This is a genomic window from Streptomyces sp. Y7, from assembly GCF_043195415.1.
Taxonomy (GTDB): Bacteria; Actinomycetota; Actinomycetes; order Streptomycetales; family Streptomycetaceae; genus Streptomyces.
In genome coordinates, this window is record NZ_JBIDDQ010000002.1 from 349670 (window position 1) to 373226 (window position 23557).

The following is a 23557-nucleotide window of genomic DNA, read 5'->3' on the forward strand; positions in this document are numbered from 1 at the left end:
TCTCTTTACCTTGACTGGCTCCAACATCCTTATCTCATACAGTCTTTGGCGTCTCGTCAATGGGCAGTGCACACGTTTAACCGAGCCACACCTGGTCCCGGATGCCTCGGCCGTTGTACCGCTGCGATGCCCCCAGGAATGAGGAAGTGCCGTGTGGCCTGCGACGATGGGAGTTGCTTCAGGCCTCCAACACGCAGGATCGCTGGGGCACTTCCAAGACGGGAGGCCCTGCAGGTGGGGACTTCTGTCCTGTTCGAGTCCTTCATCGCGCCAGTGGTGGAGTGGTACTTCACCGTTCCGGTTGAGGGCATTTCGTGAGTCAGGAACTGCCGAGGGCCCGTGCGGTTCGGGCGCATCGCGCACGTGCGCCGATGTCCGCCGCCCGACGGATGCCAGGCCTTTCCCGCCTCTTGTAGGGCTTGATCGAATCTGGGTAGGCTGCAGCCGGTCCGGAACAGTGCCAAGCGGAGAGGGCGCCGTTGGATGCTGCTCACCTTCTGCGGACAAGGGCTGCACATGGATCGTTTCGCGCCACGTGGCGCGAAAGAGCAAAGACCGGAATCCGCAGGTCGTGGAAGCCGATTCGGCGATCATTCCATTCAGCGAGCCCAGGCCCATGGTGCCTGCATCAGCTTGGAGAGTGTGGGTGCCATCGACCCTCACTTCTCATGTGTCTTCCGTTATGTGACATTCGGGACGGAGCTAGGATTGTGACGTCTTCGCAGGCCAACGTTCCTGATCTGGAATCCACGGCAGTCCCGCTCTTTCCGATTCCCAGGGCGCATGGTTGTCCACTGGATCCGGCACCTGAGCTCGCCGAGCTGCAGGAACGGGCGCCGCTGGTCCGAGTCCGGCTGTGGGACGACAGCACTCCGTGGCTGGTGACGAGGCATGCCGAGCAGTGCGCTCTCCTGTCGGACCGCCGGGTCAGCGCCGACTGGATGCAGCCGGGCTACCCGTTCCACAGCCAGTTCCTGCGGGACCACCATGAAGAAGGCCAGTTCCTGACCGCCATGGAAGGCCCCGAGCATCTCCGGCTGCGCCGGATGATCGCCCGGCCGTTCACCCCCCGCAAGGTCGAGCAACTGCGGCCCACAGTCCAGCAAGTCGTCGACGACCACATCGACGCTCTGCTGGCCGGCCCGAAGCCGGCGGATTTCGTGTCGGACTTCGCCCTGCCGATTCCGTCCATCACCATCTGCCACGTGCTCGGCGTCCCTTACGAGGACCACGACTTCTTCCAGCACGCCATCAGGACGATGACCGGCAGCGACGTCCCGGACGACGCCGTGGACAAGTCCCAACGCGAGCTGTACCAGTACCTGGCGAAGCTGATCGGCCGCAAGCTCGCGGTTCCCGAAGACGACCTGCTGTCCCAGCTGGCCACCGAACGGCTGGCCACCGGTCAGCTGAACCGGCATCAGCTGGTGATGCTGGTCCTGTTCCTGCTGATCTCGGGACATGAGACCACCGCCAGCATGATTGCGCTGGGCACGCTGGCCCTGCTGCAACACCCCGATCAGATCACCGTCCTGAAGGACTCCGACGGACCCGAGGTCGCCGCGGCCGTCGACGAGCTGCTGCGGTACCTGACCACCGTCCAGCCCGGCCGTCGCCGCGTGGCCGTGGAGGACATCGAGATCGCCGGGCAGGTGATCCGCGCCGGCGAGGGTCTGATCCTCCCGGAGGAGATCGGCAACCGCGACGAAAGCGTCTTCCCCGACGCCGGGGAGCTGGACCTGCGCCGCGACGCCAGCCAGCAGCTCGCCTTCGGGCACGGCGTGCACAAGTGCACCGGCCAACCGCTGGCCCGCCTGGAGCTCCAGGTCGTGTTCGCCGCCGTGTTCCGGCGCATTCCGACACTGGCCCTGGCCGCCGACCTCGGCGACCTGCCGTTCATGGACGACGGACTCGGATACGGCGTCAAGAAGATGCCCGTGAGCTGGTAAGTGAACGAGGCCGAGCCGGCGACAGGAGCCGGAGTGGACCTGATGCGGATCGGGAACGGCCGGCCGGAGCCGGAACTGCCGGTGGTGGAGGGGTACAAGGTGCTGCACGGTTGCAGCACTCGGCATCTCCACCGAGGATCGCCGCGGCGCCTGCAACGGGTCCCCGAGGGTGGGCCTGCTGTCCTGCGCGCAGTGAGGACTGTAGGTTCCGGTCCACGGCGCAGGCCTGACAGCAATGATCACCGGAGTCACCAGGGGGATCCCGCAGCATGACCACCACGGAGGCCCTCGACGGGTCGGCCGCAGTCGACGATGCAGCACGAAGCGTCGCGCGCCCGTTCTACGTCTACGCCGTGCTCGCCAACTCGATGTTCCAGCGGGGCGTATTCGTCATCTTCCTGTATGAGCGAGGCTTCTCCGCCGGCCAAGTGGCCATCCTTCAGACACTGATCTACCTGGTCAGCGGGCTTGCGGAGATGCCGACGGGAATCATCGCCGACCGGATCGGCAGGCGTGCCAGCATCGTGATCGGCCAGGTGCTGATCGCTGGATGCCTGCTCGGTCAGGCGGCGTCCTCCAACTACTGGGCATTCCTGGCGCTGTTCATCGGCCAGGGCGTGGGCATGGCATGCGTATCCGGTTCGGACACCGCCCTGCTGTACGACCTGCTCGTGCGTCGTGGCGCAACGGCCGGATACGTCAAGATCAAGTCCCGGTTCACCATGCTGGGGACGGTCACCTCGGGAGTCGCCATCGTCCTCGGCGGCCAACTGCAGCACTTCTCCTGGGGAATCGTCTACCTCGGTTCGGCGTCGTGCCTCGTCCTGGCCGTGGTGGTGCTGATGTCACGGGTGCCCGAGATCCGCGGCGCGGACGCGGTGGACGAGCAGGACGGAGCCGAGAAGCAGCACGTCGACGCCACCGCATGGCGGGCGATGCTTCGCGTCGCCACGCCCGCGCTCGTGACGCTTGTCGTGGTGTCCGGATTGATGCACGCGACGTTGACGCCGTACATCATCTTCACGCAGAAGACCCTCTCCGATCAGGGAGCGGGCACCGCATTGGTCAGCGTGGTCATTTCGGCGGGATTCTTCGTCGGCGGACTCGTTCCCCTGCTGTCGGACCGCGCGAACAAGCGCATCGGGTATCGGATCGTCATCCCGATCTCCCTCGTGACGCTCGCCGCGGCACTCGGGCTCAGCGGCCTCGGCCTCGTCTGGGTCACCATCGCCGCGTTCCTGATCCTGGTCGGAATTCCCGAGATCACCGCGGTGCTCGTGGACAACGTGCTCAACGAGGCAGTGCCGTCGCGCCACCGGGCGAGCCTGCTCTCGATGATCGCATTCGTGGAGTCGGTGCTCATCGGCACTGGCTATCTGGTCCTCGGCACGCTCATGGACGGGTTGGGATCCAGCGTGGGCATGGCCACCTACGCCGCGGTCCCCCTGCTGGCATGTCTCCTGTGGCTCCCGGTGCTCTTCCGGGGCGCGCGGGTGACCACCGAGACCGAGAAGCCCGCCGACCAGAAGGCATCCTGAACCAGGCTGACGACGAGGAGCCGAAGTGGAATTGATGCAGATCGGGCACAAACGACCGGTACTGGATCTCAACCCGCCGGTCGTGCACGAGGACGCCCTTTCGGTTGCGTTGGTCTGCATGCCCTGGGCCGTGGTGGACATGCCCTCGCTGGCGCTGAGCACGATCGCTCCGCTGTTCGAGCAGCGCGGAGAAGTGGAGAAGCTCGACGTCGTCTATGGCAATATTCGGTGGCTCGACTTCCTGGTCCGAGAGGTGGGCCTCGAGCGTGAGCACTACGAACTGATCGTCGATGCCGAGGTGTTCGGGGTCGGCGAATGGGTCTTCTCCAGCTGCTTCCGCCCCGGTACCGACCCACGCCACACGAGTTTCTACGACCTCGTGAGCGGCAGTGAGCACGTTGACGCCTACTGTGCGATGTTCCGCGCGGCACCCGCCTTCGTCGACGGGTTGGCCCGAGATCTCGTGACGTCAGGCGTCGATGTCCTGGGGTTGACGACGACGTTCGATCAGAACATTGCCTCGTTCGCGCTCGCGCACCGCGTCAAGGAGTTGTCCCCGAGCATCGTCACGATGCTCGGCGGGGCGAACTGCGACGGCGTTCAAGGTACGGCAGTCCACCGCGCCCGCACGGAGTTCGACTACGTGATCCGGGGCGAGGCGGAGCGCTCGATCGCGCCACTCGTCGCCCATGTCGCAGCATGCCGGAGTGGTGACGAGAACGGACATGACGAACTGCTGCGTACGGTGCCCGGCCTGTGCTGGCGATCCGACAGCGATGGAGCCACGGTAAGCAACCCGATCGGACCGACACCCGTCTCGATGAACGTGGTGCCGGAGCCCGTCTACGATCACTATTTCCGCGATCTGCGGAAATCTCCGGCCGCTCGACTCATCGACGTCAAGATTCCTCTGGAGGCCAGCCGCGGATGCTGGTGGGGTGCGAAGCACCATTGCACATTCTGCGGCTTGAACGGGTCGGCCATGGCCCATCGCGCAAAGCCTGCCGAGCGCGTGCAAGCCGAGGCCAGCCGAGCTGTGCGTCGGCACAACGTGCTCGACCTGGTGTTCGCTGACAACATTTTGGCGCCCGACCATGTCGTTCGACTGACCACAGACATGGCGCTGCCCGCTGAATGGGACGTCCGGCTGTTCGCCGAGGTGAAGTCGAACCTCAATTTCAGCCAACTCGAGTCCCTTGCGCGCGCCGGTTTCACTCAACTGCAACCGGGTGTCGAGAGCCTCTGCACCCCCATTTTGCGCATCATGCGCAAGGGGGTGACCGGGTGGCAGAACGTGCGCTTCCTCCGCGACTGTGCCACCTGCAGGATCTATCCGTCGTGGAACATCCTCGTGGGCTTCCCCGGGGAGCACGACAGCGAGTATGCGGCGTTGATCGACTCGCTCCCATCCCTCCATCATCTGACGCCGCCCGCCGGGGTGTTCCCCATCAAACTGGAACGCTTCAGCCCCTACTTCGACGACCCGGACCTCGGCCTCCGGGTGCTCGGTCCCTCGCGCAACCTGGTGAGCGCTTACGAGGGGGTGGTGGATGCCCTCGATGACTTCGTCTACGTGTTTGAGTCCGAGCCCGCCGGCATCTCACCTGAGACGTATGACAGGTTGAGCGAAGCAGTCGCGAACTGGAGGGCCAACGCATCCCTTTCTCGGCTGGTCGCCCTGCCGGCGCCGGACGACTCGCTCATCATCGTCGACGACCGGGCCACCTGGCCCTCCCGTGAAGTGGTGCTTCATCCAGGTCTCGAGGCCGAGGCCTACCGTGCGCTGGCCAAGGGCAAAACCCTTCCCGCACTCGCTTCCGCGATGTCCTCGCTCGGGATGGCAGTGCCGGAAGGCCGGCTCGAAGAGCTCATCAAGAATTGGCTGGAGCTCGGAATCATTTTTCATGAGGATGCCACCTATTTGGCGCTCGCGACAGGATTGCGCTGGTGACGAAGCAGACAGCAGAACGGCGGTCGAACCGACGAAGGCTCTTCGCGGCGGTCCATCTCCACTCGATGCAGAGCAGGGAGGATCTCGTCACCCTGACCCGGTCGGGATACGCCGGGGTTCGACTGGCTGGTCATTTCGCCCTGTCGGAGATGGGCGATCGCGAACTCGTCTCCTTGATCGCGCTCCTCCGCGACGCGCGCGGCGTTGGATTGCGGGTTTCATGGAGCGGCGACCGTGGTGCCCTCGAGATCGGATGCCTTCGACACCTCGACCCGCCACGGCAGTCGGACGGCACCTTCGCGTGGTCGGCGCAGCAGGGAGCGTCCCTTGTCGTCCGGCGCGGTCCGGCGTTCCTGGCCGTTGAGGACACACGGTACGGGGAGCGTCGCCGCTTCGATATCGACCGCTCCGAACCGGCGGCAGCCGTTCTTGACGCAAGCCGTTGGGGACACACGATCACCCCGGAAGAGGCGGCCAGTATCCACGCCCTTGAATTGCACGACCTCGTCTTTCGTTCCGGCGACCACGGTGTGGGTATTGCCGTAAGGCAAGGAGTCTGGTGTGTCTGACGGCAACATCCAATTCCGCAAGACACTCGATGACCGGACCATCTCGCGCGAGCCGGCGGATCCGGCAGCCACCATCGTTCCGATGCGCATGGGAACGGCAGGAGTGGGGCTGCTCGTCAACGATCACGGCGAAGCCACCCGCATCTTGTCCGACGTCGAAACCTACGGCAGTGCGGGCGAACTCATGGCCAGCGTCTTCGACGAGCCGCTCGAATCGCATGCGGACTCGACGGCCGAGATGGTCTTCGCCGTCAACCAAACCGATGGGGAAGAGCATCGTCGCGTACGGCGCGCACTTCGGCGCGTCATCGACACGCGCGTGCGCGATGTCTCGGACCAGCTGATTCAGGATGTCCGAGAGTCGATCGCGAACGCTCTCACCCTGGGGAGGCTCGACGCGGTCGCCTCGATCGGCGCGCCCATCGCCGACAGCGTCATGTCGCGATTGCTCGGACTCGACGCAACCCTCGTCTCGGCCCTGAGGACCGCGGTGTACCAGGGATACCCGGTGCGCGAACTCGACGCCACGCTCGTCGACTGGGTGCGCGACAGGCGTGCCGACCCCGCCGATGACCTCGTGTCGGACCTGATGGCGGAACTGCCGTCCCTCGACGATCGACAAGTTGCGGCGAACACTCGACTGCTCGCGCTGTCGGGTGTCGAGGTGCTGGCGGCACTGATCACGAATGGAATCCTCTGCCTGGCGCAGGATCCGAGTACGCAGAGTCTCGTACGCGATGACGAGACGCTGCTGCCCGGCCTCGTCCAGGAGGTGCAGCGGTACGCGAGCCCGATTGCGCGGGGGATCTATCGGATGACGAAGGAGTCGTCCGTGATAGGCCAGTACACAGTTCCCGCAGGCACTTTGCTCGTCATCGGGGTGGACGTCTGCAACAGGGACACGTCGGCATTTCCCGATGCTCACAGGTTCGACCCCGCGCGCGGCCGGGATTTCGAGCATCTGACGTTCGGTCGTGGACGGCATTCATGCCTCGGTATTCCCGTCACACGCCTGATCGCGGCGGAGGCGCTGCGCGCGTTCCTCTCGGGAACAACGAGTTTCGGCCTGACCGTGGAACCGTCAGAGCTGAATTTCCACGATACTTCGGTCATGAACGGCCTTGTGGAACTCCCGATCTGGGTGGAGTGCGCGAACCAGGGTTCCGTGGCGTGAGCTGCCCGGTTCTTCGCTTCGCGGTCACCTCAGTCGCGAGGCAGCAAGGTCCCGAGTGGCCCGAGGTCGAGGTTCAGGTCCTCCGGGCGCAAGCCGTGCTGCTCGCACAGTTCCGTCATCCGCTCGTCGAGCAGCATCAGGGTCGTTCCGATCTCGTCGATCTGTTGCTCGCTCAGATCGCCCTGCTCCACCCGCCGAATCGCCTGGCGCTCCATCAGCTGGCGAAGGAGTTCCACCACGGTCAGGACGAGTGCCACGAGGTCGCGGCCCACCCGGTCGCGGTCCAGGTCGAGGCGTCCGCCGTCGGTCACAGGGGTCCCCCGTCCGCCCAGGGGGCCGGCACCCGCTCGTTCACCGAGGACAGCAAGGCGTGCAGCGACAGCCGGACCAGCGGTACCTCGGCGATCGCGATGACCAGGTCGCCGCTGATGACCACACCCGTTGCCAGGACCCGGTCCAGGAGGTCCACGAGTGGCACTCCCACGGGGCCGCTGAGCGGCTCGGCGCTGTCCCAGGGCACCACCGCGTGCGTCATCGACCGTACCTCGCCATCGCCTATACCTCGCCGACGAATGAATAGGGGACCCACGGCCCGGACAGTTCGATCCGCGCTCCGGTCCGCTCCCGCAGCGTCCGGGTCAGCTGGACGAGCTCGGGGGCCCGATGGTCCGCGATGAGATACGTGGCGTTGAGGACCTGGACATCCCGATCCCCGGAATGCTGGGCTCCGTGAGGCCGGAGCCTGCGGAACGCGGTCGCCAGGCGGCTGACTTCGGCGTCCACGACCTCGGCCGTACGCAGGGCGTCGTCGTGGCGCCGCTCCCGACGTTGCTGCATCCCCCGCTTGCGCTCCAGATAGGCGAGTCCCGCCCCGGGGGCCGGACGCGTCCGGGCGGATACGGCCGTCGGCGACGGCGCGACGGCGTCCGGGGCTGCCTGCGCCTCCGTCGGCAACGGCGCGACCGGGTCCGAGGCTGCCTGTGCCTCCGTCGGCGCGTAGACCTTCACCCCCCACTCGGCGTGGCGTGCGGTGCGCCTCAGTGCCGTATGGAATCGGTCCGCCTGCTCGGCCAGCGCCAGTCGCGCGCGCTCGTCATTGAGATACAGCGTGGCCAGTGGCAACGGGACGGTGGGCGCGGCGGCGGCCGCCGCGGACACCACCTCGTGATGGGCACGCGCGTAGCGTTCCAGCTCGCGCTGGTCGGACAGGCGTGACTGCCAGGCCTCATCGGTGAAGTCCGCCGCCGGGACGGACTGGACGACCGCCGTCAGTGTCCCGAGCGGCAGCGCGCGCACGGGCTCCGCGTCGTCGACGCCGGGCAGATCACGGACGGCTGCCGGGTCCACGTCACGGCAGACGGCGAAGACATAGGTGGCCTGAGCCTCCGGAACCGCAGGGCCGCGATCCGTCATACGTCTGTGCTCCCCTTCTATTTCCGCTGTGTGGACGTGCGTTCCGCGTCGGGCGCGTCAACCGCTCTCGGCGCCTCGTCCTCCCCGGCCGCCTGTGCCTCCAGGCGACGCCGCAACTCGTCGTTCTCTTCCCGCAGGGCGTCGCGGGCCGCACGCGAACTGAGCGCCGGATCGGTCTCCCACCAGTCGATGCCGGCCTTCTTCGCGGTGTCCACGGAGGCCACGAACAGCCTGAGCCGGATGGTGAGCAGTTCGATGTCGAGGAGATCGATCTTGATGTCACCGGCGATGACGATGCCCTTGTCGAGGACGCGTTCAAGGATGTCGGCGAGGCTGGCGGCCGGGGGGCCCGCAACCGGCTGGGCCGTCCCTCGGAAGTCCACTTCACCCACGGCGCCACCCGCTCGCTCCGCGCCCGCCCTGCGGCGCATCCGCGTGCTCCCCGTGGCCGAACCGTATGCCCGCCAGCCGGGTCGCGGCGGTCAGAGAGCGCCGGCCGTTCTGGGTCCGCTCCGGGGCGTGCCTCGCCAAGAGCGTGGCTCCGGGGGCGAGTTCGGCCTGGTCATCCATGGGTCTGTCACCTTCGGTCTCTTGGCGCGGAACGGGCTGCCGTGGCGGCGTCGAGTCGGTCGAGCAGCCGTTCCTCTTCCCGTTCGAACTCCTCCAGGCTGATGAAGCCGTCTTCGAGTTCCCTGTTGAGCACGGCCAGTTGGGAGCGGAGGACGGCCGGGTCGTGCAGTTCACGCTCGGCGGCCTCCTGGAGCTTCTCGGCGACCCAGACCACGCCGCGCACCGGGGCGATGGGCAGCGTGAGCAGCCCTGTGAGCAGCCCCATGTCAGACTCCTGCCGTCCGAGCCGGCCCGCTCGCGCCGGCGACGAAGCTGTAGCAGGGCAGAGGGCTCACGAGGCGCAGTTCCACGTGCTCGCGGTGTCCGTCGGCGAACCGCTGGGCCGTGGCGCGGAAGCGTTCGTGCGCGCCTCGGTCGACCAGGAACGACACATTGAGCGCACAGCCCTCGACGTCCGGCCCCGCAGCCACCTCGCGGGCCAGGGGCGTCAGTTCCCGCAGAACACGGCGACCCGCCTCGGCGGCGCGGGCGGCCAAGGCGTAGGCCACCGCCTCGCCCAGGCGCAGACTGGCCTCGTAGCCGGGGCGACGACGCGCCTCGTCACGCAGCCGGCGGACCTTCCCGTCCTCCGCGACGAGGGTGGCGAGGGCGTTCTGAGCCGGGAACGCTTTCAGATTGGCCTCGACGCCGCCGGCGATCCGCTCCAGGGCAGCGATGTGGCCCCTGCCGGGATCGGCGAGCTGCCGGCTCACCGTCTCCTCGTCCGGTGCGACCATGCCGAAGCGCATGGGCAGGACCGGCCCGTCGTCCGCGAGGCGCTGCAGAAGGCCCTGGTGGGCCAGCAGATCGCGTCGCCGGGCGCGCAGTTTCTGCGGCGCGTCGCTGACGACGGCGGCGACACGCCCTTGTCTGATCGTCCGCAGCGCAGCGGCCGGTCCGCCCACGCCGCCCGCATCGGCGGGCAAAACCGCATCGGCCGGAACGATCGCGTAGACGTACACACCAGCGGTGGACACGGCTCATCCCTCCGCGCGTCGTCGGCTCGTACCGCTGCTCGAGGAAGTACGCCGCTTGCTCGGCCGTTCCTCCTCTTCCTCCTCGGACTCCTCGTCCCGGCCGCCGACCGCCCTGCGTACGGTGTCGCCCACCGCTTCCGCGGCCTTGCGCACCTTGCGTTTCCCAACTGCCTTGGCGGCGCTGCCGCCGAACAGTTCGGGAACAGTGGTGCTCCGGGAATCCCGTTCCAGGTCGAGCCGGTTGCAGGCCTCGGCGAAGCGCAGATAGGTGTCCACGCTGGCCACGACGATGCGTGCGTCTATCTTGAGGATCTCGATGCCGACCAGGGAGACCCGGACGAACACGTCGATCACCATGCCCCGATCGAGGATGAGTTCCATGACGTCGTACAACGTGCCGGCGCGCGGGGGGCACGCCACTACCTCGTCGGAGTAGGTGGTCGCAGGCATGGGGCGTCCTTCCAGTCGTCAGGTGAACCGGGATCACTCGTCGGCGGAGCCACGCCGATAGCGGCGGACCCTGCGGTATTCCATGAGTTCGCCGTTCCGGTCGACCTGCACCTCGTAGGAGGCGAGGAGACTCGTCGTGTCCGGGATCCGGGGCAGTTCCAGGACGTCCACGACGACGCACCATCCGTCGTCCTTCCGGGTGACGGCCGACACGCCCTCGGCGGGATGGTCGATCAGTCCCTGAAGGCTGCGGCAGGCGGCACGCGCGGCGTACTCGGGTCCGCGGGAGGGTGACGTGCGGCGGGTGGATGCGGTCGAGGTCTTCTTCGCCTGCGAGCGACGCTCTTCTGCCATGACGTCAGGCTGGTCGCTGCGGGGAGCCTCCGCATCCCGGCGGGAGCCATCGGGGTGCCTGGGGACATTCGCCTGGCAGAGCAACGCAGCGAGAGAGCCGCCGTGCCCCTGCACGGCATCCGGGCGTCGACCCGAGTCATCGCCCGATCAGCCCAAAGTGATCACAGGTCCCCGGGCCCAGGTCGCTCTTGGCGATCTCCGTGTCGGAGCGGGCGAAAGTCGGTGTCGGCGACCGCCGCGGACAACCGGATGGGTGGGGCGGAGCGCCATGACGGCGTTGCGCGGTGCGGGGTACCGCACGTGGATGGATCTTCGAGCGGGAGGGCCTGATGCGCGGTCCGAGCCGGCCCGCCCGATGGCGAGAAAGCACTCCCGCCCAGTGCCCGGTTCGGAATAGCCCTCCGCGCGGGCGGGTTGCAGCCGTGGTCATGAGCTCACTGATCGGAAAGGCCTGTCATGAAGATTGGCATCATCGGTGCCGGCAATATCGGCGGTAACCTCACGCGTCGCCTCACCTCGCTCGGGCACGACGTGTCGGTGGCCAACTCGCGAGGTCCGCAGACCCTGACACAACTGGCCGAGGAAACGGGCGCCACCGCGGTCCGAGCGGAGGACGCGGCCCGCGATGCCGAGATCGTCGTCGTCACCGTCCCCGTGAAGGCCGTGCCGAACCTGCCGTCCGGGCTGCTCGACGGAGCGGCCGAGGGAGTCGCGGTCATCGATACCGGCAACTACTACCCGAAGCAGCGGGACGGGAGGATCGCCGGGATCGAGGACGAGGGCCTGACCGAGAGCCGCTGGACGGAGCGCCAGATCGGACACCCCGTCATCAAGGCGTTCAACGGCACCTTCGCTCACGACCTCCTGGATCGCGCACGGCCGGCGGGCTCCCCCGACCGTCTGGCTCTGCCCGTGGCGGGCGACGATCAGGCGGCCAAGCGCAAGGTGAGGGCCCTGATCGAGGAGCTGGGCTTCGACACCGTCGACGCGGGCGGACTCGATGACTCCTGGCGTCAGCAGCCCGGCAGCCCGGTGTACGGCATGCGCGGCAACGCCGCAGAAATCACCGAGGCGCTGGCGGCTGCCACACCGGAACGCGAGCCGGAGTTCCGCGGATAAGCAACTCGCTTCCTTCCAGGGCGTACGGGCCCTTCACCGCGTGCGAGCGCGCGACGCCGTATCAGGTGCCCTCCACACCTACGCGCGCTCCCCCGAAGACTCCCGCACCACCAGTTCCGTCGGCAACATCAACTGCTGCCGCTCCGCGCCCGGTTCGATGATGTCCGCGAGGATGCGGACCATGGTGCTGCCCAGTTCCTCCACCGGCTGACGCACCGTCGTCAGCGGCGGATTGGTCCAGCGTGCGTGCGGGGAGTCCTCGAATCCGACGACCGCCACGTCGCCGGGGACCTGCCGCTTCTGGCGGCGCAGTTCCTCCAGTGCGCCGATCGCCATGAGGTCGGAGGCGGCGAACACGGCGTCCAGATCGGGGACCCGTTCAAGAAGCGAACGCATCGCGTGGCTCCCACTCTCCCAGCTGAAGTCGCCGACCTCGAAAAGAGTCTCGGGCGCCGGCAGGCCGGCCTCCTCATGGGCCGTGCGCCAGCCCTCGAGGCGGCTGCGGCCGACGTCCATGTCCAGCGGTCCGGCGATGGTGGCGACCTTCTGCCGTCCGCCGCGCAGCAGGTGGCGGACGGCCTCGGTCGCCCCGCCGGTGTTGTCGGCATGCACGTAGCTCAGTCGCTCGTCCGCGTCGCGGCGACCGGCCAGGACGGTGGGCAGGCCCATCTCCTCCAGCATGGCGGGCAGCGGGTCGTCGGAGTGGACGGACACCAGCAGGACCCCGTCCACCCGGCGCTCGGCCACCGACTCGGTCAGCTGCTCGCGCTCGGCCTGGTCGCGGACGAGCATCAGCTGGAGCTGGGTGCGGCGGTCGGCGAGGGCTTGGCTGACGCCCCGGATCAGGGCGGCGAAGAAGGGTTCGGAGCCGAGTCGGCTCGCCGATTCCGGGATGACCAGGGCCACCGCGTCGGTGCGGCTGGTCACGAGGCCGCGGGCGACCGAGTTGGGGACGTAGTTGAGCTCCTTGATCGCGGCCAGGACCCTGGACCGCGCGTCGGCACTGACCAGATGCGAGCCGTTCACGACACGGGAGACCGTCGTCCGGCCCACGCCGGCACGGGCGGCGACCGTCTTGATCGTCGGACGGCGGTTTCCAGCCATGGACTCCCCTCCCTGAAGCCGCGGCAGCCTCGACCGCGTTGGTGACCAGCACCAATTCTGGCAGACAGCGAGGTCGGCCAGGCGGTCCGTCTGCCACGAAAGATGAACGCAAGGGCCCCGAATCGGACGGCCCTTGCGTTCAAGTCATTGACAGATCTGCTCGCTGCAGTGAGTCTGCTTCCCGTCGATGGGAACGTGCCCACCCAGGAGTGGGCACGTTCCCACTACTCACCGGAGCCGCTGGGTTACCGCTTTCGTGTCCGCCGATACGTCTGCGCCGGCCGTTGGGAGGAGATTCATGAGCAGTCTCGGTACGTTGCGCGGGAAGAGGCTGGCGGCAGCAGCTGCCGCCGTCGGCGCGTTGGCACTGGTCGTCGGGTGCAGCAGTGGCGACGGCTCGGTCACGGGCGGCGGCAAGAAGGACGGCAAGGTCGTCATCACCATGGGCATGTACGGGGTGATGGGCTTCAAGGAGTCGGGCCTGCTGGAGCAGTACGAGAAGGAGAATCCCGACGTCGACATCCAGGCCGAGATAGCCGGTGACGAGCAGACGTACTACACCGCGCTGCAGACCCATCTCGCCGCGGGCAACGGTCTGAAGGACATCCAGGGCATCGAGGTCGGCCGTGCGAAGGAGGTGACGGAGACCCAGTCCGCCAAGTTCGCGGACTTCGCCGGCATCGCGGGCACGGACCACTTCCTGCCCTGGAAGCAGTCCCAGATCACCACCAAGGACGGCAAGGTCCTGGGCCTCGGGACCGACAGCGGCCCGATGGCCGTGTGTTACCGCAAGGACTACTTCGAGGAGGCCGGCCTGCCGACCGACCGGGAGGCGGTGGGCAAGCTGTGGTCGGGTGACTGGAAGAAGTACGTCGAGGTCGGCCGCACCTTCGAGAAGAACCACAAGGGCGACAAGGTCGCCTTCATGGACTCGGCCAGCGGCCTGTTCAACGCCATGGTCTACGGCTACCCCGAGCAGTACTACGGCGAGGACGGCGGCCTCATCTACGCCAAGAACCCGGTCGTCAAGGAGGCGTGGAACCTCGCCGCCGGCGCCGCGGACGACGGCCTGAGCGCCAAGCTCCGTCAGTTCCAGCCGGGTTGGGACCCGGGACTGGCCAACGGGACCTTCGCCACCGCCGTGTGCCCGGCGTGGATGCTGAGTCACATCAGCGAGAAGGCCGGTCCGAACAACGCGGGCAAGTGGGACGTCGCCAACGCCCCCAAGGGCGCCAACTGGGGCGGCTCCTTCCTCGGCGTGGTGGAGAAGAGCCCGGTCAAGGCGGAGGCGCAGAAGCTCGTCGCGTGGCTGACCGCACCGGAGCAGCAGGCCCACATCTTCGAGAAGCTGGGCAACTTCCCCTCCTCTCGCACCTCGCTGGAGCAGGACGAGGTCAAGAACGTCACCTCCGAGTACTTCAGCGACGCCCCGATCGGCCAGATCTTCGGAACCGCCGCGCAGGAGATCCCGGACAAGCAGGTCCTCGGGCGCAAGGACGGCACGATCAAGGACACCTTCTCCCAGGGTCTCGCCCTGGTCGAGCAGGGCACCGCGCGTGACAAGGCGTGGAAGACCACTTCGGAGCGCATCGAGAAGGCGGTCGGCTGACCTTCGAGCCTCCCGCTCCCCGGGCGCGCCGCCTCTCCGTCGGCACGCCCGGGGCCCGGCTCGGACCTCCGCTGTCAGGAAGGAAATCCGGTGGCCACCTCCACCACGAACGCCTTGGCCGGCGAGGAGCCTCCAGGCCCGTCGCCCAGGACGAGCTCCTGTCGCACGGGTCAGCGACGCAGTGCCCTGCTGCACCGGCTGGACCTCAAGGGCGCGCCGTACGCGTTCGTCGCGCCGTTCTTCGTCGTGTTCGCCGCGTTCAGCTTCTACCCCCTCATCTATACGGCGTGGATCTCCCTGCACAGGGTGGAGCTCGCCACCCTCGACGTCATGGAGTGGGTGGCGTGGGACAACTACGTCGACCTCGTCAACGACTCACGGTTCTGGAACGCGCTGCAGAACACGTTCACCATCGGCGTCATCTCGACGGTCCCGCAGCTGCTGATGGCCCTCGGCATGGCGCACCTGCTCAACTACCGGATGCGCGCCTCGCTGTTCTTCCGCGTGGCGTCCCTGGTCCCCTACGCCACGTCCGTCGGCGCGGCCGCTCTCGTGTTCACGATGCTCTTCGAACGCGACTTCGGCATGATCAACTGGGCGCTCGGCGTGATCGGTATCGACCCGCTGGACTGGGAGGCCGACAAGTGGCCCGCCCAGGCCGCCATCTCGACCATCGTGATCTGGCGCTGGACCGGCTACAACGCGCTGCTGTACCTGGCCGCGATGCAGGCCATCCCCGCCGAGCGGTACGAGGCCGCCTCCCTCGACGGGGCTTCGCGGTGGAAGCAGTTCACCCACGTCACCGTGCCCGGGATCCGCTCCACCATCGTCTTCACCATCGTGCTCTCCACCATCGGTGCCACCCAGCTCTTCGGTGAGCCGCTCATCTTCGGGCAGGGACCGAACGGCGTCACCGGCGGCGCGGACAACCAGTACCAGACGCTCGGGCTGCTGCTGTACGAGGAGGGCTGGAAGAACTACCAGATGGGCCGCGCGGCGACCGTCGCCTGGGCGATGTTCCTGCTGCTCATCCTCGTCTTCGTGGTGCAGCGCCTGATCCGACGCCTGCGTTCCCGCACGCCCTGACCTGGAGCCCTCATGACCGTCAACAGTCTCCCGGTCCGCACCGACGTCCCGGTCCGGACGGACACCGAAAAGCCCCGCCGCCCCGTTCGGCGGCTGCTGCGCCCGGGTGCCGGCCGCCAGCACCACGCGGGACCGCTCGCCTACGTCCTGCTCGCCGTCATGGCGATCCTGTCGATCTTCCCGCTGTACTGGACGATGGTGGCGGCGTCCACGGACAACACCCGTGTCAGCCAGTCTCCGCCCCCGTTCCTGCCCGGCCCCAACCTGTTCAGCAATCTCGCCCGCGCCTGGGACGAGGCGGCCATGGGCAAGGCCATGGTCAACAGCCTGATCGTGGCCGGCGTGATCGCCCTGTCCACGGTGATGTTCGCGACCCTCGCGGGCTTCGCCTTCGCCAAGTTGCGCTTCAAAGGCCGCAATGTCCTGCTCATGCTGGTGATCGGCACCATGATGGTGCCGCCCCAACTCGGCGTCGTACCGCTGTTCATGATGATGTCCGAACTCGGCCTGGCCCAGCAGCTGCCCGCCGTCATCTTCCCCACGCTGGTGAGCGCGGTCGGGGTGTTCTTCATGCGGCAGTACCTCTCGGAGGCGCTGCCGGACGAACTGGTGGAGGCCGGACGCGTCGACGGAGCGCATTCGCTGCGCATCTTCTGGAGCATCGTGCTCCCGGTGGCGCGGCCCGCGATGGCGGTCCTGTTCATGATCACGTTCGTGCACGCCTGGAACGACTTCTTCTGGCCGTTCGTGGTCCTCGACATGACCAACCCGACCGTCCCCGTCGCCCTCACCCAGCTCAGCGCCGGCTACGTCCGCGACCAGTCGCTGATCATGGCGGGCGCGCTGCTGGGCACCCTTCCGCTCCTGGCGATGTTCATCGTCTTCGGACGCCAGATCGTCAGCGGCATCATGGCCGGCGCCGTCAAGGGCTGACCCGCACACCGGCCCGGGCGACCAGCGCCGGGCCCGTACGACCGTGTCCTTCGCGTCCTCGCGAACGGCACCATTCTGGAAAGGACTTACGTGGTCACCGCTGCACAGCAGAGCAAGTCCGGCATGGACGGCGCCCGCACCTTCCCCAAGGACTTCCTCTGGGGCTCCGCGACCGCCTCGTACCAGATCGAGGGCGCCGCCGCCGAGGACGGCCGTACGCCGTCGATCTGGGACACGTACGCCAGGACGCCGGGCCGGGTCCGCAACGGCGACACCGGCGACATCGCCACCGACCACTACCACCGCTGGCGCGAGGACGTCGCTCTGATGGCCGACCTCGGCCTCGGTGCCTACCGCTTCTCCCTTGCCTGGCCCAGGATCCAGCCCACCGGACGCGGCCCCGCCGTCCAGAAGGGCCTCGACTTCTACCGGCGCCTGGTCGACGAACTCCTGGCCAAGGGCATCAAGCCGGTCGCCACGCTGTATCACTGGGATCTGCCGCAGGAGCTGGAGGACGGCGGAGGCTGGCCCGAACGGGCCACGGCCGAGCGGTTCGCCGAGTACGCGGCGCTGGCCGCCGACGCCCTGGGCGACCGGGTGACGACCTGGACCACCCTCAACGAGCCCTGGTGCAGCGCCTTTCTGGGCTACGGCTCCGGTGTGCACGCCCCCGGCCGCACGGATCCGGTCGCTGCCCTGCGCGCCGCCCACCACCTCAACCTGGGCCACGGCATGGCGGTCGAGGCCCTGCGCGACCGGCTTCCCACCGGTGGCCAGTGCTCGGTCACCCTCAACATCCACCACGTCCGGCCGCTGACCGACGACCCGGCCGACGCCGACGCCGTCCGGCGGATCGACGCGCTCGCCAACCGGGTCTTCACCGGTCCGATGCTGCAGGGTGAGTACCCGGAGGACCTGCTCAAGGACACCGCCCCCCTCACCGACTGGAGCTTCGTCCGCGACGGCGACCTGCGGCGGATCAACCAGCCGCTGGACTTCCTCGGCGTCAACTACTACACGCCCACCCTCGTCTCGGAGGCCGGCAGCACGGGCAGCCACACCTCGGACGGACACGGCAACAGCGCGCACAGCCCGTGGCCCGGGGCGGAGAAGGTCGCCTTCCACCAGCCGCCCGGCGACACCACCGCCATGGGCTGGGCGGTCGATCCCACGGGTCTGTACGACCTGCTGCGCCGGCTGTCGTCCGACTTCCCGCGCCTGCCGCTGGTCATCACGGAGAACGGGGCGGCGTTCGACGACTACGCCGGCCCCGACGGCCAGGTCAACGACCCAGGACGGATCGCCTACCTGCGCGGCCACCTCGCGGCGGTCCATCAGGCCCTCGCCGACGGCGCCGACGTGCGCGGCTACTTCCTGTGGTCGCTGCTGGACAACTTCGAGTGGGCGCACGGCTACAGCAAGCGCTTCGGGACGGTCTACGTCGACTACCCGACCGGCACCCGCATCCCGAAGGCCAGCGCCCGCTGGTACTCGGCGGTGGCCCGTACCGGCGTTCTGCCCGACGCCTGATCCCTCGCGTCTTCATCGCTGAACCGTGGTGCTGCCGGCCCGGCGGCAACGCCTGGCCGGCAGCACCCCAGGTGGCGGGTGCTGCCGGGAAGGGGCGAGGAGCACCGGCCCGCAGCTCAGGCCGTGCTGAGCATGCCTTCGCGCAGGCGGGCCAGGAGCCTGGCGATGAGGCGGGAGACGTGCATCTGGGAGACGCCGAGGTGTTCGCCGATCTGGGCCTGGCTGAGTTCCTCCACGAACCGCATGTGGATGATCTGCCGGTCGCGTTCGTCGAGCCCGGCGATCAGCGGGGCCAGCGCGTGCACGTTCTCCACGAGCTCCAGGGCCGCGTCCTCGGACCCGATGAAGTCCTGCAGGGCGCTTTCGCCGTCGTCGCTGGTGCTGATGGCGGCGTCCAGGGAGGAGGAGTTGTAGCCGTTGGAGGCCAGTTGGGCCTCCACGACCTCTTCCTCCGCGAGGCTCATCAGTTCGGACAGTTCCTTGACGGTCGGTGTCCGGCCCAGTCGGCTGTGCAGTTCCTCGTTGGCGCGGGCGAGTTGAAGTCGGGCCTCCTGGAGCCGCCGGGGCACGTGCACCGCCCAGGACGTGTCCCGGAAGAACCTCTTGATCTCGCCCACGATGTACGGGACGGCGAAGGAGGTGAACTCGACCTCGCGCGACAGCTCGAAGCGGTCGATGGCCTTGATCAGACCGATCATGCCGACCTGGACGATGTCCTCCATCTCCTCCGGCCCGCGGCTGCGGAACCGGCCGGCCGCGTAGCGGACCAGGGACATGTTCATCTCGATAAGCGTGTTCCGGGCGTAGGCGTGTTCGGCCGTGCCCTCTTCCAACTGCGCCAGTCGGTCGAAGAACGCCCGCGACAGCTCCCGGGCGTCCCGGGGCGTCACCTGGGAAGGCTCTTCGACCTCAGCCGGCATGCCTGTGTGAGTGCGCGCAGTCGTCGCGTGTGTGAGCACCATGACCCTTCCCTCTCCCTATGCCGTCGACGGCCGCCCGCGACCGCCGACGGCACACCGTCTACCCCGTCGACGAACTTCCATTCCTGCAGCTCCGCAGGCATGCGTGAAGGGCCCGGCGGAGCCGGGCCCTTCAGGAAACGCACGGTGCGCTCAGGTCACCATCGATACCAGCGGCCTCGGCCACCACCTGTCGTGGTGGACCGCATCACGAAGCCGAGGAGCCACACCACCAGGACGGCGATGGCGACCCACCACAGCACCTTGAGTGCGAAGCCGGCACCGAAAAGGAGCAGGGCCAGAAGCAGAACCAGAAGAAGCGGAACCATAGTTATCAACCTCCCGCACTCCGAATGCCCTACGATCTCCAAATCACTCACTCAAAATGGCTTGTTTATCAAGGCAAGGGTGGGGCACCAGGATGGATTGCTAATCGCAGCTTGATACCCCCGCGCAGGCGGCGCCCACCGGGCGCTACTCGGTCTGTTCGCGGCGGGCCGTGGCGAAGCGGCGCTGGTAGGCGGCGGGGCTCGTGGACAACTCGCGCGCGAAGACGCGGCGCAGGCTCTCGTAGCTCGGGAAGCCGGCCATGGCTGCTGCCTGCGTCGCGGTGTATCCCTGGTCGAGCAGCGACTTCGCGATGTCGAACCGGATCGACTCGACGTACCGGGCCGGGGTGGTGCCCAGCTCCTCCTGGAACAGCCTGGTCAGGTGACGCGTACTGACGTTGAGTCGCCCGGCGAGTTCGGGAAGGGAGTAGCTGCCGGCCGGGTCCGCGGTGACCAGGTCGACGACCCTGCGCAGGGCGGGTGATCGGGGCGGCGGGCCCTGCAGAGGCGCGGAGAACTGCGACTGGCCACCGGCGCGGTGCAGGTAGACCACCAGGGAGCGGGCCACCTCCCGGCTGACGTCGGGGCCGTGGTCCTCCTCGACGAGGGCGAGCGCGAGGTCGATGCCCGCGGTGACACCCGCCGACGTGTAGGTCGACCCGTCGCGCACGTAGAGGGCGTCGGGCTCGACGTGTGCCTTCGGGTGGCGGGCGGCGAGTTCGCTCGCGATCTTCCAGTGGGTGGTCGCCCGTTTGCCGTCCAGGAGGCCCGTGGCGCCGAGGACGAAGGCGCCGGAGCACACGGACGCGATCCGCCCGGCCCGACCCGCCAGGTTCCCGGCCGCGTCGGCCAGGTCGTGCGGGACGGGGGTTCTGGGATGGACGTCTCCGCCCGGCATCAGGAACGTGTCGGGGTCCGGCTCGGTGGCGGCGCTGCCGTCGACGGCGATGCGCATCCCGATCGAGGAGGTGACGTCGTCGCCCGTCGTCGACACCAGGACGATCCGGTAGTCGGCGCCGAGCAGGTTCGCCTCACCGAACACCTCGGCCGGGCCGGCGACGTCCAGCAGCTTGACCCCGTCGTAGACGAGGATCGCCACCCGATGCGTGCGGGAGCTCACAGGCCCATCCTGGGATGACTCGATTCGAGTGGTTCATGGCCGTTCCGAGGCGGCACCGGAGGCCGTGCGGTCGGCACCCTGGAGAAAGAACGCCCGGTCCACTCGGAGCGCATAACACCGGAAAGCACGGACATCATGACCGACATCATCGCAGGGGTGGAAATCCCCGAGACCTCGGCCGTCGCCGAGGCCACCGACTTTCTCCGGGAGAGGACGAGCCCGCTCATCTTCCACCACTCCCGGCGAGTCTTTCTCTTCGGATCCCTGCACGCGCGGGAACGAAGTCTCCGGCCCGATCCCGAGTTGCTCTACATCTCGGCGATGTTCCATGACGCGGGACTTTCGATCCCGTTCTCCGACACACAGCAGCGCTTCGAGCTGGACGGCGCCGACCACGCGCGCGCATTCCTGCTCGACCGCGGTTTCTCCGAGAACGCGGCCGACGTGGTGTGGCGGGCGATCGCGCTGCACACGACGCCGGGTATTCCCGGCCGGATGGAACCCGAGGTCGCCGCCACGAACTACGGCGTGCTGACCGACGCGGTCGGCTGGGGACTGGACAGCCTGGATCGCGGCCGGCTGGACGAGATCGTGGCCGCCCATCCGCGTGGCGATTTCAAGAGGGAATTCCTGCAGGCATTCGTCGACGGCCTCAAGGAACGCCCGGACACGACCTACGGAACCCTCAACGCGGACGTCCTGGAGCACTTCGTTCCCGGCTTCCGCCGTACCTCCATGGTGGAGCGCATCCTCGACGCTCCCTGGCCCCGGTGAGACCGGCAGCAGCCAGGACCGCCACGGACACACTTCTCGCGCCCTCAAGCGGTGACGGCTCCCGGTCGAAGATCCACTGAGGCGTCCGTTTCCTGCATCTCTCATTTCCACACGTCATTGAAAGGAATACTCGTGCGAGCCATCACTGTCCGGGATCGCGAGTCCGGGGTCACGGGGCTTACTCTCGAAGACCTCCCCCATCCCCACGCCGCCGAGAACGACGTCATCGTGCGGGTGCACGCCGCGGGCTTCACCCGAGGCGAGCTCGACTGGCCGGCCACCTGGTCCGATCGCGCCGGGCGCGACCGTACGCCGAGCGTGCCCGGCCACGAGGTCTCAGGCGTGGTGACGGAACTCGGTTACGGAACCAGCGGCCTCACCGTCGGCCAGCGAGTCTTCGGACCGACCGACTGGGCCCGCGACGGCTCGCTCGCCGAGTACGTCGCGGTGGAGGCCCGCAACCTCGCCCCGCTCCCCGCCGACATCGACCACACCGTCGCGGCCGCACTGCCGATCTCCGGACTGACCGCCTGGCAGGGCCTGTTCGACCACGCCCGCCTCACCGCCGGCCAGACCGTCCTGGTGCACGGCGCCGCCGGTGCCGTCGGCTCGATCGCCGTGCAGCTCGCACACGAGGTGGGAGCCCACGTGATCGGCACGGGCCGCGACGCCGACCGGAGCACCGTCCTCGACCTGGGCGCCCACGCCTTCCTCGACCTGGAGGCCGACCGATGGGAGGACGCCGGCCAGGTCGACGTCGTGTTCGACGTGATCGGCGGCGACATCCTCGACCGCTCGGCCGCCCTCGTACGCCCCGGAGGCACGCTCGTCACCATCGCCCAACCTCCGACCGTGCGCCCCGACGAGGGGAGGGCCCTGTTCTTCGTCGTGGAGCCCGACCGCGCGTGCCTCGCCGAACTGGCCCGGCGTCTGCGCGACGGCCGCCTCCGGGTGCGGGTCGGCGCGGTCAGGCCGCTGGCCGAGGCAGCCGATGCCTTCGCCTCGAAGGAGCGCGTCCCCGGCCGCACGATCATTCGCGTCGCCGAGGACTGAGGCAGCGCGCGGAGGGCCGACCGACCACACATGGTCGCACCGGCCGCTCCGGCGGCGCACGGGGTCCCCATGGTGCAAGAGGCCACGTGGACAGGGAAAACGCAACTTCGACATGGCCCGCGCAGGCGGCTACCTTCACCTGGTCTTCGGCGATCGACCACGGTCGCACAGGAGCCCCCAAGGCTGAACCACCGGGCGCGACGGATGAGTTGGTCATGCTCCACGCATCCTCGTCCCCACGCATCAGCCACCGAGCCGGGCTCCGCACCGGGTACCCCCGACCAGGGAGAGACGCATGCCGCATCTTGCGCTGTACACCTTCGGCGTCCTGAAAACACCTCTCGCCGATCCCGCACCTCTCACGCGGGAGTTCTACGCCATGGGTGAGGCCGTCTACCGGAGGATCGGTCAGCACCCCGGATACCTGGGGCGGGCCGAAGCGGCGGACGGTGACCAGGGCGTGCTCTTCGAGGCGGACTGGGGTGCCTGGGGAGAGTTCGCCGTACCGCCCTGGTACGGCAAGGGTCGTACCAGGGAGACCACCGCCCTGGCCGCGACCCTCTCACTCTGGACCGACCTGCGTTCCGCCGTCGACGCCGTCTACACCGGTCTGCACCGTGAGGCGCTGAACAGGCGTTACGACTGGTTCGAGAGGACAGGCCACCCGAACTACGTGTTCTGGTGGGTCTCCGACGGCGTGATACCCACCTGGCGGGACGGGGTTTCCAGGCTGGAGCACCTCCACGACCACGGCTCCGCGCCGCACGCCTTCACCTTCCACCACTCGTTCACCCCGGAAGGAACTCCGACCGCGAGCAAAGGCACCGGGCCGAAGAGCGACCAGGTTCGCTGACACGGGAGCCTGAACGGTGGGCTTCTCTGTCGACCGCCTTCGACTGGCACCCGGCACACCAGCGAATGTGCGGAGCCGGCCACTGCCCGACGGCGCGCAGGAGC

At 68.1% G+C, this 23557-nt stretch carries 26 protein-coding genes; 13 read left to right on the top strand and 13 right to left on the bottom strand.

The genetic code is table 11. The features are described 5' to 3' along the window. Positions 1-770 precede the first annotated feature (770 nt). The 5 genes from ACGFW6_RS07510 to ACGFW6_RS07530 all read left to right on the top strand — a co-directional run bounded on the left by ACGFW6_RS07510 (position 771) and on the right by ACGFW6_RS07530 (position 7181). Positions 771-1949, top strand: coding sequence for a cytochrome P450 (locus ACGFW6_RS07510; protein ID WP_393506953.1), 1179 nt, complete (start codon positions 771-773; stop codon positions 1947-1949). Positions 1950-2218: 269 nt separating this feature from the next. Continuing rightward, on the top strand, positions 2219-3487 hold the full coding sequence (locus tag ACGFW6_RS07515) for an MFS transporter (RefSeq protein ID WP_393505672.1): 1269 nt from the start codon (positions 2219-2221) through the stop codon (positions 3485-3487). A gap of 34 nt (positions 3488-3521) precedes the next feature. After that, the gene (locus ACGFW6_RS07520; protein WP_393506955.1) at positions 3522-5438 is read left to right on the top strand and encodes a RiPP maturation radical SAM C-methyltransferase; all 1917 of its coding nucleotides are present in this window, start codon (positions 3522-3524) and stop codon (positions 5436-5438) included. Next, a complete protein-coding gene (locus ACGFW6_RS07525; RefSeq protein WP_393505674.1) occupies positions 5435-6007 on the top strand; it encodes a DUF5825 family protein in 573 nt (190 codons plus the stop codon). The genes ACGFW6_RS07520 and ACGFW6_RS07525 overlap by 4 nt, the downstream gene beginning before the upstream one ends. Next, positions 6000-7181, top strand: a complete 1182-nt coding sequence (locus ACGFW6_RS07530) for a cytochrome P450 (protein ID WP_393505676.1) — start codon at positions 6000-6002, stop codon at positions 7179-7181. Before ACGFW6_RS07525 ends, ACGFW6_RS07530 begins: the two co-directional genes overlap by 8 nt. 29 nt (positions 7182-7210) lie before the next feature. Here the strand turns inward: ACGFW6_RS07530 and ACGFW6_RS07535 are convergent, their stop codons facing one another. The 9 genes from ACGFW6_RS07535 to ACGFW6_RS07575 are packed head-to-tail and all read right to left on the bottom strand — an operon-like array spanning position 7211 to position 10984. Continuing rightward, positions 7211-7492, bottom strand: a complete 282-nt coding sequence (locus ACGFW6_RS07535; RefSeq protein ID WP_393505678.1) for a gas vesicle protein K — start codon at positions 7490-7492, stop codon at positions 7211-7213. After that, positions 7489-7716 carry a gas vesicle protein gene (locus ACGFW6_RS07540; protein WP_393505679.1) on the bottom strand — a complete coding sequence of 76 codons (228 nt, stop codon included), beginning with the start codon at positions 7714-7716 and terminating at the stop codon, positions 7489-7491. Before ACGFW6_RS07540 ends, ACGFW6_RS07535 begins: the two co-directional genes overlap by 4 nt. A gap of 20 nt (positions 7717-7736) precedes the next feature. After that, positions 7737-8594, bottom strand: coding sequence for a GvpL/GvpF family gas vesicle protein (locus ACGFW6_RS07545; protein ID WP_393505680.1), 858 nt, complete (start codon positions 8592-8594; stop codon positions 7737-7739). A gap of 17 nt (positions 8595-8611) precedes the next feature. Then, positions 8612-8986, bottom strand: a complete 375-nt coding sequence (locus ACGFW6_RS07550; protein WP_393505681.1) for a gas vesicle protein — start codon at positions 8984-8986, stop codon at positions 8612-8614. Next, entirely contained in the window at positions 8979-9164 is a 186-nt protein-coding gene (locus ACGFW6_RS07555; RefSeq protein ID WP_393505682.1) for a hypothetical protein, read from the bottom strand. Before ACGFW6_RS07555 ends, ACGFW6_RS07550 begins: the two co-directional genes overlap by 8 nt. A gap of 7 nt (positions 9165-9171) precedes the next feature. Then, positions 9172-9429 carry a gas vesicle protein GvpG gene (locus ACGFW6_RS07560; protein ID WP_393505683.1) on the bottom strand — a complete coding sequence of 86 codons (258 nt, stop codon included), beginning with the start codon at positions 9427-9429 and terminating at the stop codon, positions 9172-9174. A gap of 1 nt (position 9430) precedes the next feature. Then, positions 9431-10180 (bottom strand): GvpL/GvpF family gas vesicle protein, encoded by a 750-nt coding sequence (locus ACGFW6_RS07565; protein WP_393505684.1) that lies wholly within the window; start codon positions 10178-10180, stop codon positions 9431-9433. Positions 10181-10183: 3 nt separating this feature from the next. Then, complete coding sequence (gene gvpJ, locus ACGFW6_RS07570; RefSeq protein WP_393505685.1) at positions 10184-10630, bottom strand: gas vesicle protein GvpJ; 447 nt, start codon at positions 10628-10630, stop codon at positions 10184-10186. A 33-nt stretch (positions 10631-10663) separates the two neighbouring features. Continuing rightward, a complete protein-coding gene (locus ACGFW6_RS07575) occupies positions 10664-10984 on the bottom strand; it encodes a gas vesicle protein (RefSeq protein ID WP_393505686.1) in 321 nt (106 codons plus the stop codon). A gap of 456 nt (positions 10985-11440) precedes the next feature. Between ACGFW6_RS07575 and ACGFW6_RS07580 the strand changes: the two genes are divergently transcribed. Beyond that, the gene (locus tag ACGFW6_RS07580; RefSeq protein WP_393505687.1) at positions 11441-12103 is read left to right on the top strand and encodes an NADPH-dependent F420 reductase; all 663 of its coding nucleotides are present in this window, start codon (positions 11441-11443) and stop codon (positions 12101-12103) included. A 78-nt stretch (positions 12104-12181) separates the two neighbouring features. Here the strand turns inward: ACGFW6_RS07580 and ACGFW6_RS07585 are convergent, their stop codons facing one another. Next, a complete protein-coding gene (locus ACGFW6_RS07585; protein ID WP_393505688.1) occupies positions 12182-13207 on the bottom strand; it encodes a LacI family DNA-binding transcriptional regulator in 1026 nt (341 codons plus the stop codon). 298 nt (positions 13208-13505) lie between these two features. Here ACGFW6_RS07585 and ACGFW6_RS07590 point away from each other — a divergent pair, with 298 nt between their 5' ends. From ACGFW6_RS07590 to ACGFW6_RS07605, 4 genes are all read left to right on the top strand, one after another. Continuing rightward, complete coding sequence (locus ACGFW6_RS07590; RefSeq protein WP_393505689.1) at positions 13506-14816, top strand: ABC transporter substrate-binding protein; 1311 nt, start codon at positions 13506-13508, stop codon at positions 14814-14816. Positions 14817-14906: 90 nt separating this feature from the next. Next, the gene (locus ACGFW6_RS07595) at positions 14907-15902 is read left to right on the top strand and encodes a carbohydrate ABC transporter permease (RefSeq protein WP_393505690.1); all 996 of its coding nucleotides are present in this window, start codon (positions 14907-14909) and stop codon (positions 15900-15902) included. A gap of 12 nt (positions 15903-15914) precedes the next feature. Then, positions 15915-16835, top strand: a complete 921-nt coding sequence (locus ACGFW6_RS07600) for a carbohydrate ABC transporter permease (RefSeq protein WP_393505691.1) — start codon at positions 15915-15917, stop codon at positions 16833-16835. Between the two features lie 90 nt (positions 16836-16925). Then, positions 16926-18365, top strand: a complete 1440-nt coding sequence (locus ACGFW6_RS07605; protein ID WP_393505692.1) for a GH1 family beta-glucosidase — start codon at positions 16926-16928, stop codon at positions 18363-18365. 116 nt (positions 18366-18481) lie between these two features. On the opposite strand, the gene ACGFW6_RS07610 is transcribed toward ACGFW6_RS07605, so the two are convergent. From ACGFW6_RS07610 to ACGFW6_RS07620, 3 genes are all read right to left on the bottom strand, one after another. Continuing rightward, a complete protein-coding gene (locus ACGFW6_RS07610; RefSeq protein ID WP_393505693.1) occupies positions 18482-19327 on the bottom strand; it encodes an RNA polymerase sigma factor SigF in 846 nt (281 codons plus the stop codon). Between the two features lie 155 nt (positions 19328-19482). Further along, positions 19483-19653 carry a hydrophobic protein gene (locus tag ACGFW6_RS07615; RefSeq protein ID WP_393505694.1) on the bottom strand — a complete coding sequence of 57 codons (171 nt, stop codon included), beginning with the start codon at positions 19651-19653 and terminating at the stop codon, positions 19483-19485. A 145-nt stretch (positions 19654-19798) separates the two neighbouring features. After that, the gene (locus tag ACGFW6_RS07620; protein ID WP_393505695.1) at positions 19799-20773 is read right to left on the bottom strand and encodes a GlxA family transcriptional regulator; all 975 of its coding nucleotides are present in this window, start codon (positions 20771-20773) and stop codon (positions 19799-19801) included. Between the two features lie 135 nt (positions 20774-20908). Here ACGFW6_RS07620 and ACGFW6_RS07625 point away from each other — a divergent pair, with 135 nt between their 5' ends. The 3 genes from ACGFW6_RS07625 (at position 20909) to ACGFW6_RS07635 (ending at position 23453) form a co-directional block, all read left to right on the top strand. Further along, positions 20909-21547: an HD domain-containing protein gene (locus ACGFW6_RS07625; protein WP_393505696.1), complete on the top strand. Its 639-nt coding sequence runs from the start codon at positions 20909-20911 to the stop codon at positions 21545-21547. 132 nt (positions 21548-21679) lie between these two features. Then, positions 21680-22600 carry an NADP-dependent oxidoreductase gene (locus ACGFW6_RS07630; protein ID WP_393505697.1) on the top strand — a complete coding sequence of 307 codons (921 nt, stop codon included), beginning with the start codon at positions 21680-21682 and terminating at the stop codon, positions 22598-22600. 295 nt (positions 22601-22895) lie between these two features. Further along, entirely contained in the window at positions 22896-23453 is a 558-nt protein-coding gene (locus ACGFW6_RS07635) for a DUF3291 domain-containing protein (RefSeq protein ID WP_393505699.1), read from the top strand. The last annotated feature ends 104 nt before the right edge of the window (positions 23454-23557 follow it).

Coding starts and splice junctions, on each gene's coding strand:
- ACGFW6_RS07515 (WP_393505672.1), top strand. CDS start 2,219: ATGACCACCACGGAGGCCCTCGACGGGTCGGCCGCAGTCGACGATGCA.
- ACGFW6_RS07520 (WP_393506955.1), top strand. CDS start 3,522: ATGCAGATCGGGCACAAACGACCGGTACTGGATCTCAACCCGCCGGTC.
- ACGFW6_RS07540 (WP_393505679.1), bottom strand. CDS start 7,716: ATGACGCACGCGGTGGTGCCCTGGGACAGCGCCGAGCCGCTCAGCGGC.
- ACGFW6_RS07545 (WP_393505680.1), bottom strand. CDS start 8,594: ATGACGGATCGCGGCCCTGCGGTTCCGGAGGCTCAGGCCACCTATGTC.
- ACGFW6_RS07555 (WP_393505682.1), bottom strand. CDS start 9,164: ATGGATGACCAGGCCGAACTCGCCCCCGGAGCCACGCTCTTGGCGAGG.
- ACGFW6_RS07560 (WP_393505683.1), bottom strand. CDS start 9,429: ATGGGGCTGCTCACAGGGCTGCTCACGCTGCCCATCGCCCCGGTGCGC.
- gvpJ (WP_393505685.1), bottom strand. CDS start 10,630: ATGCCTGCGACCACCTACTCCGACGAGGTAGTGGCGTGCCCCCCGCGC.
- ACGFW6_RS07575 (WP_393505686.1), bottom strand. CDS start 10,984: ATGGCAGAAGAGCGTCGCTCGCAGGCGAAGAAGACCTCGACCGCATCC.
- ACGFW6_RS07580 (WP_393505687.1), top strand. CDS start 11,441: ATGAAGATTGGCATCATCGGTGCCGGCAATATCGGCGGTAACCTCACG.
- ACGFW6_RS07585 (WP_393505688.1), bottom strand. CDS start 13,207: ATGGCTGGAAACCGCCGTCCGACGATCAAGACGGTCGCCGCCCGTGCC.
- ACGFW6_RS07590 (WP_393505689.1), top strand. CDS start 13,506: ATGAGCAGTCTCGGTACGTTGCGCGGGAAGAGGCTGGCGGCAGCAGCT.
- ACGFW6_RS07600 (WP_393505691.1), top strand. CDS start 15,915: ATGACCGTCAACAGTCTCCCGGTCCGCACCGACGTCCCGGTCCGGACG.
- ACGFW6_RS07610 (WP_393505693.1), bottom strand. CDS start 19,327: ATGGTGCTCACACACGCGACGACTGCGCGCACTCACACAGGCATGCCG.
- ACGFW6_RS07615 (WP_393505694.1), bottom strand. CDS start 19,653: ATGGTTCCGCTTCTTCTGGTTCTGCTTCTGGCCCTGCTCCTTTTCGGT.
- ACGFW6_RS07625 (WP_393505696.1), top strand. CDS start 20,909: ATGACCGACATCATCGCAGGGGTGGAAATCCCCGAGACCTCGGCCGTC.
- ACGFW6_RS07635 (WP_393505699.1), top strand. CDS start 22,896: ATGCCGCATCTTGCGCTGTACACCTTCGGCGTCCTGAAAACACCTCTC.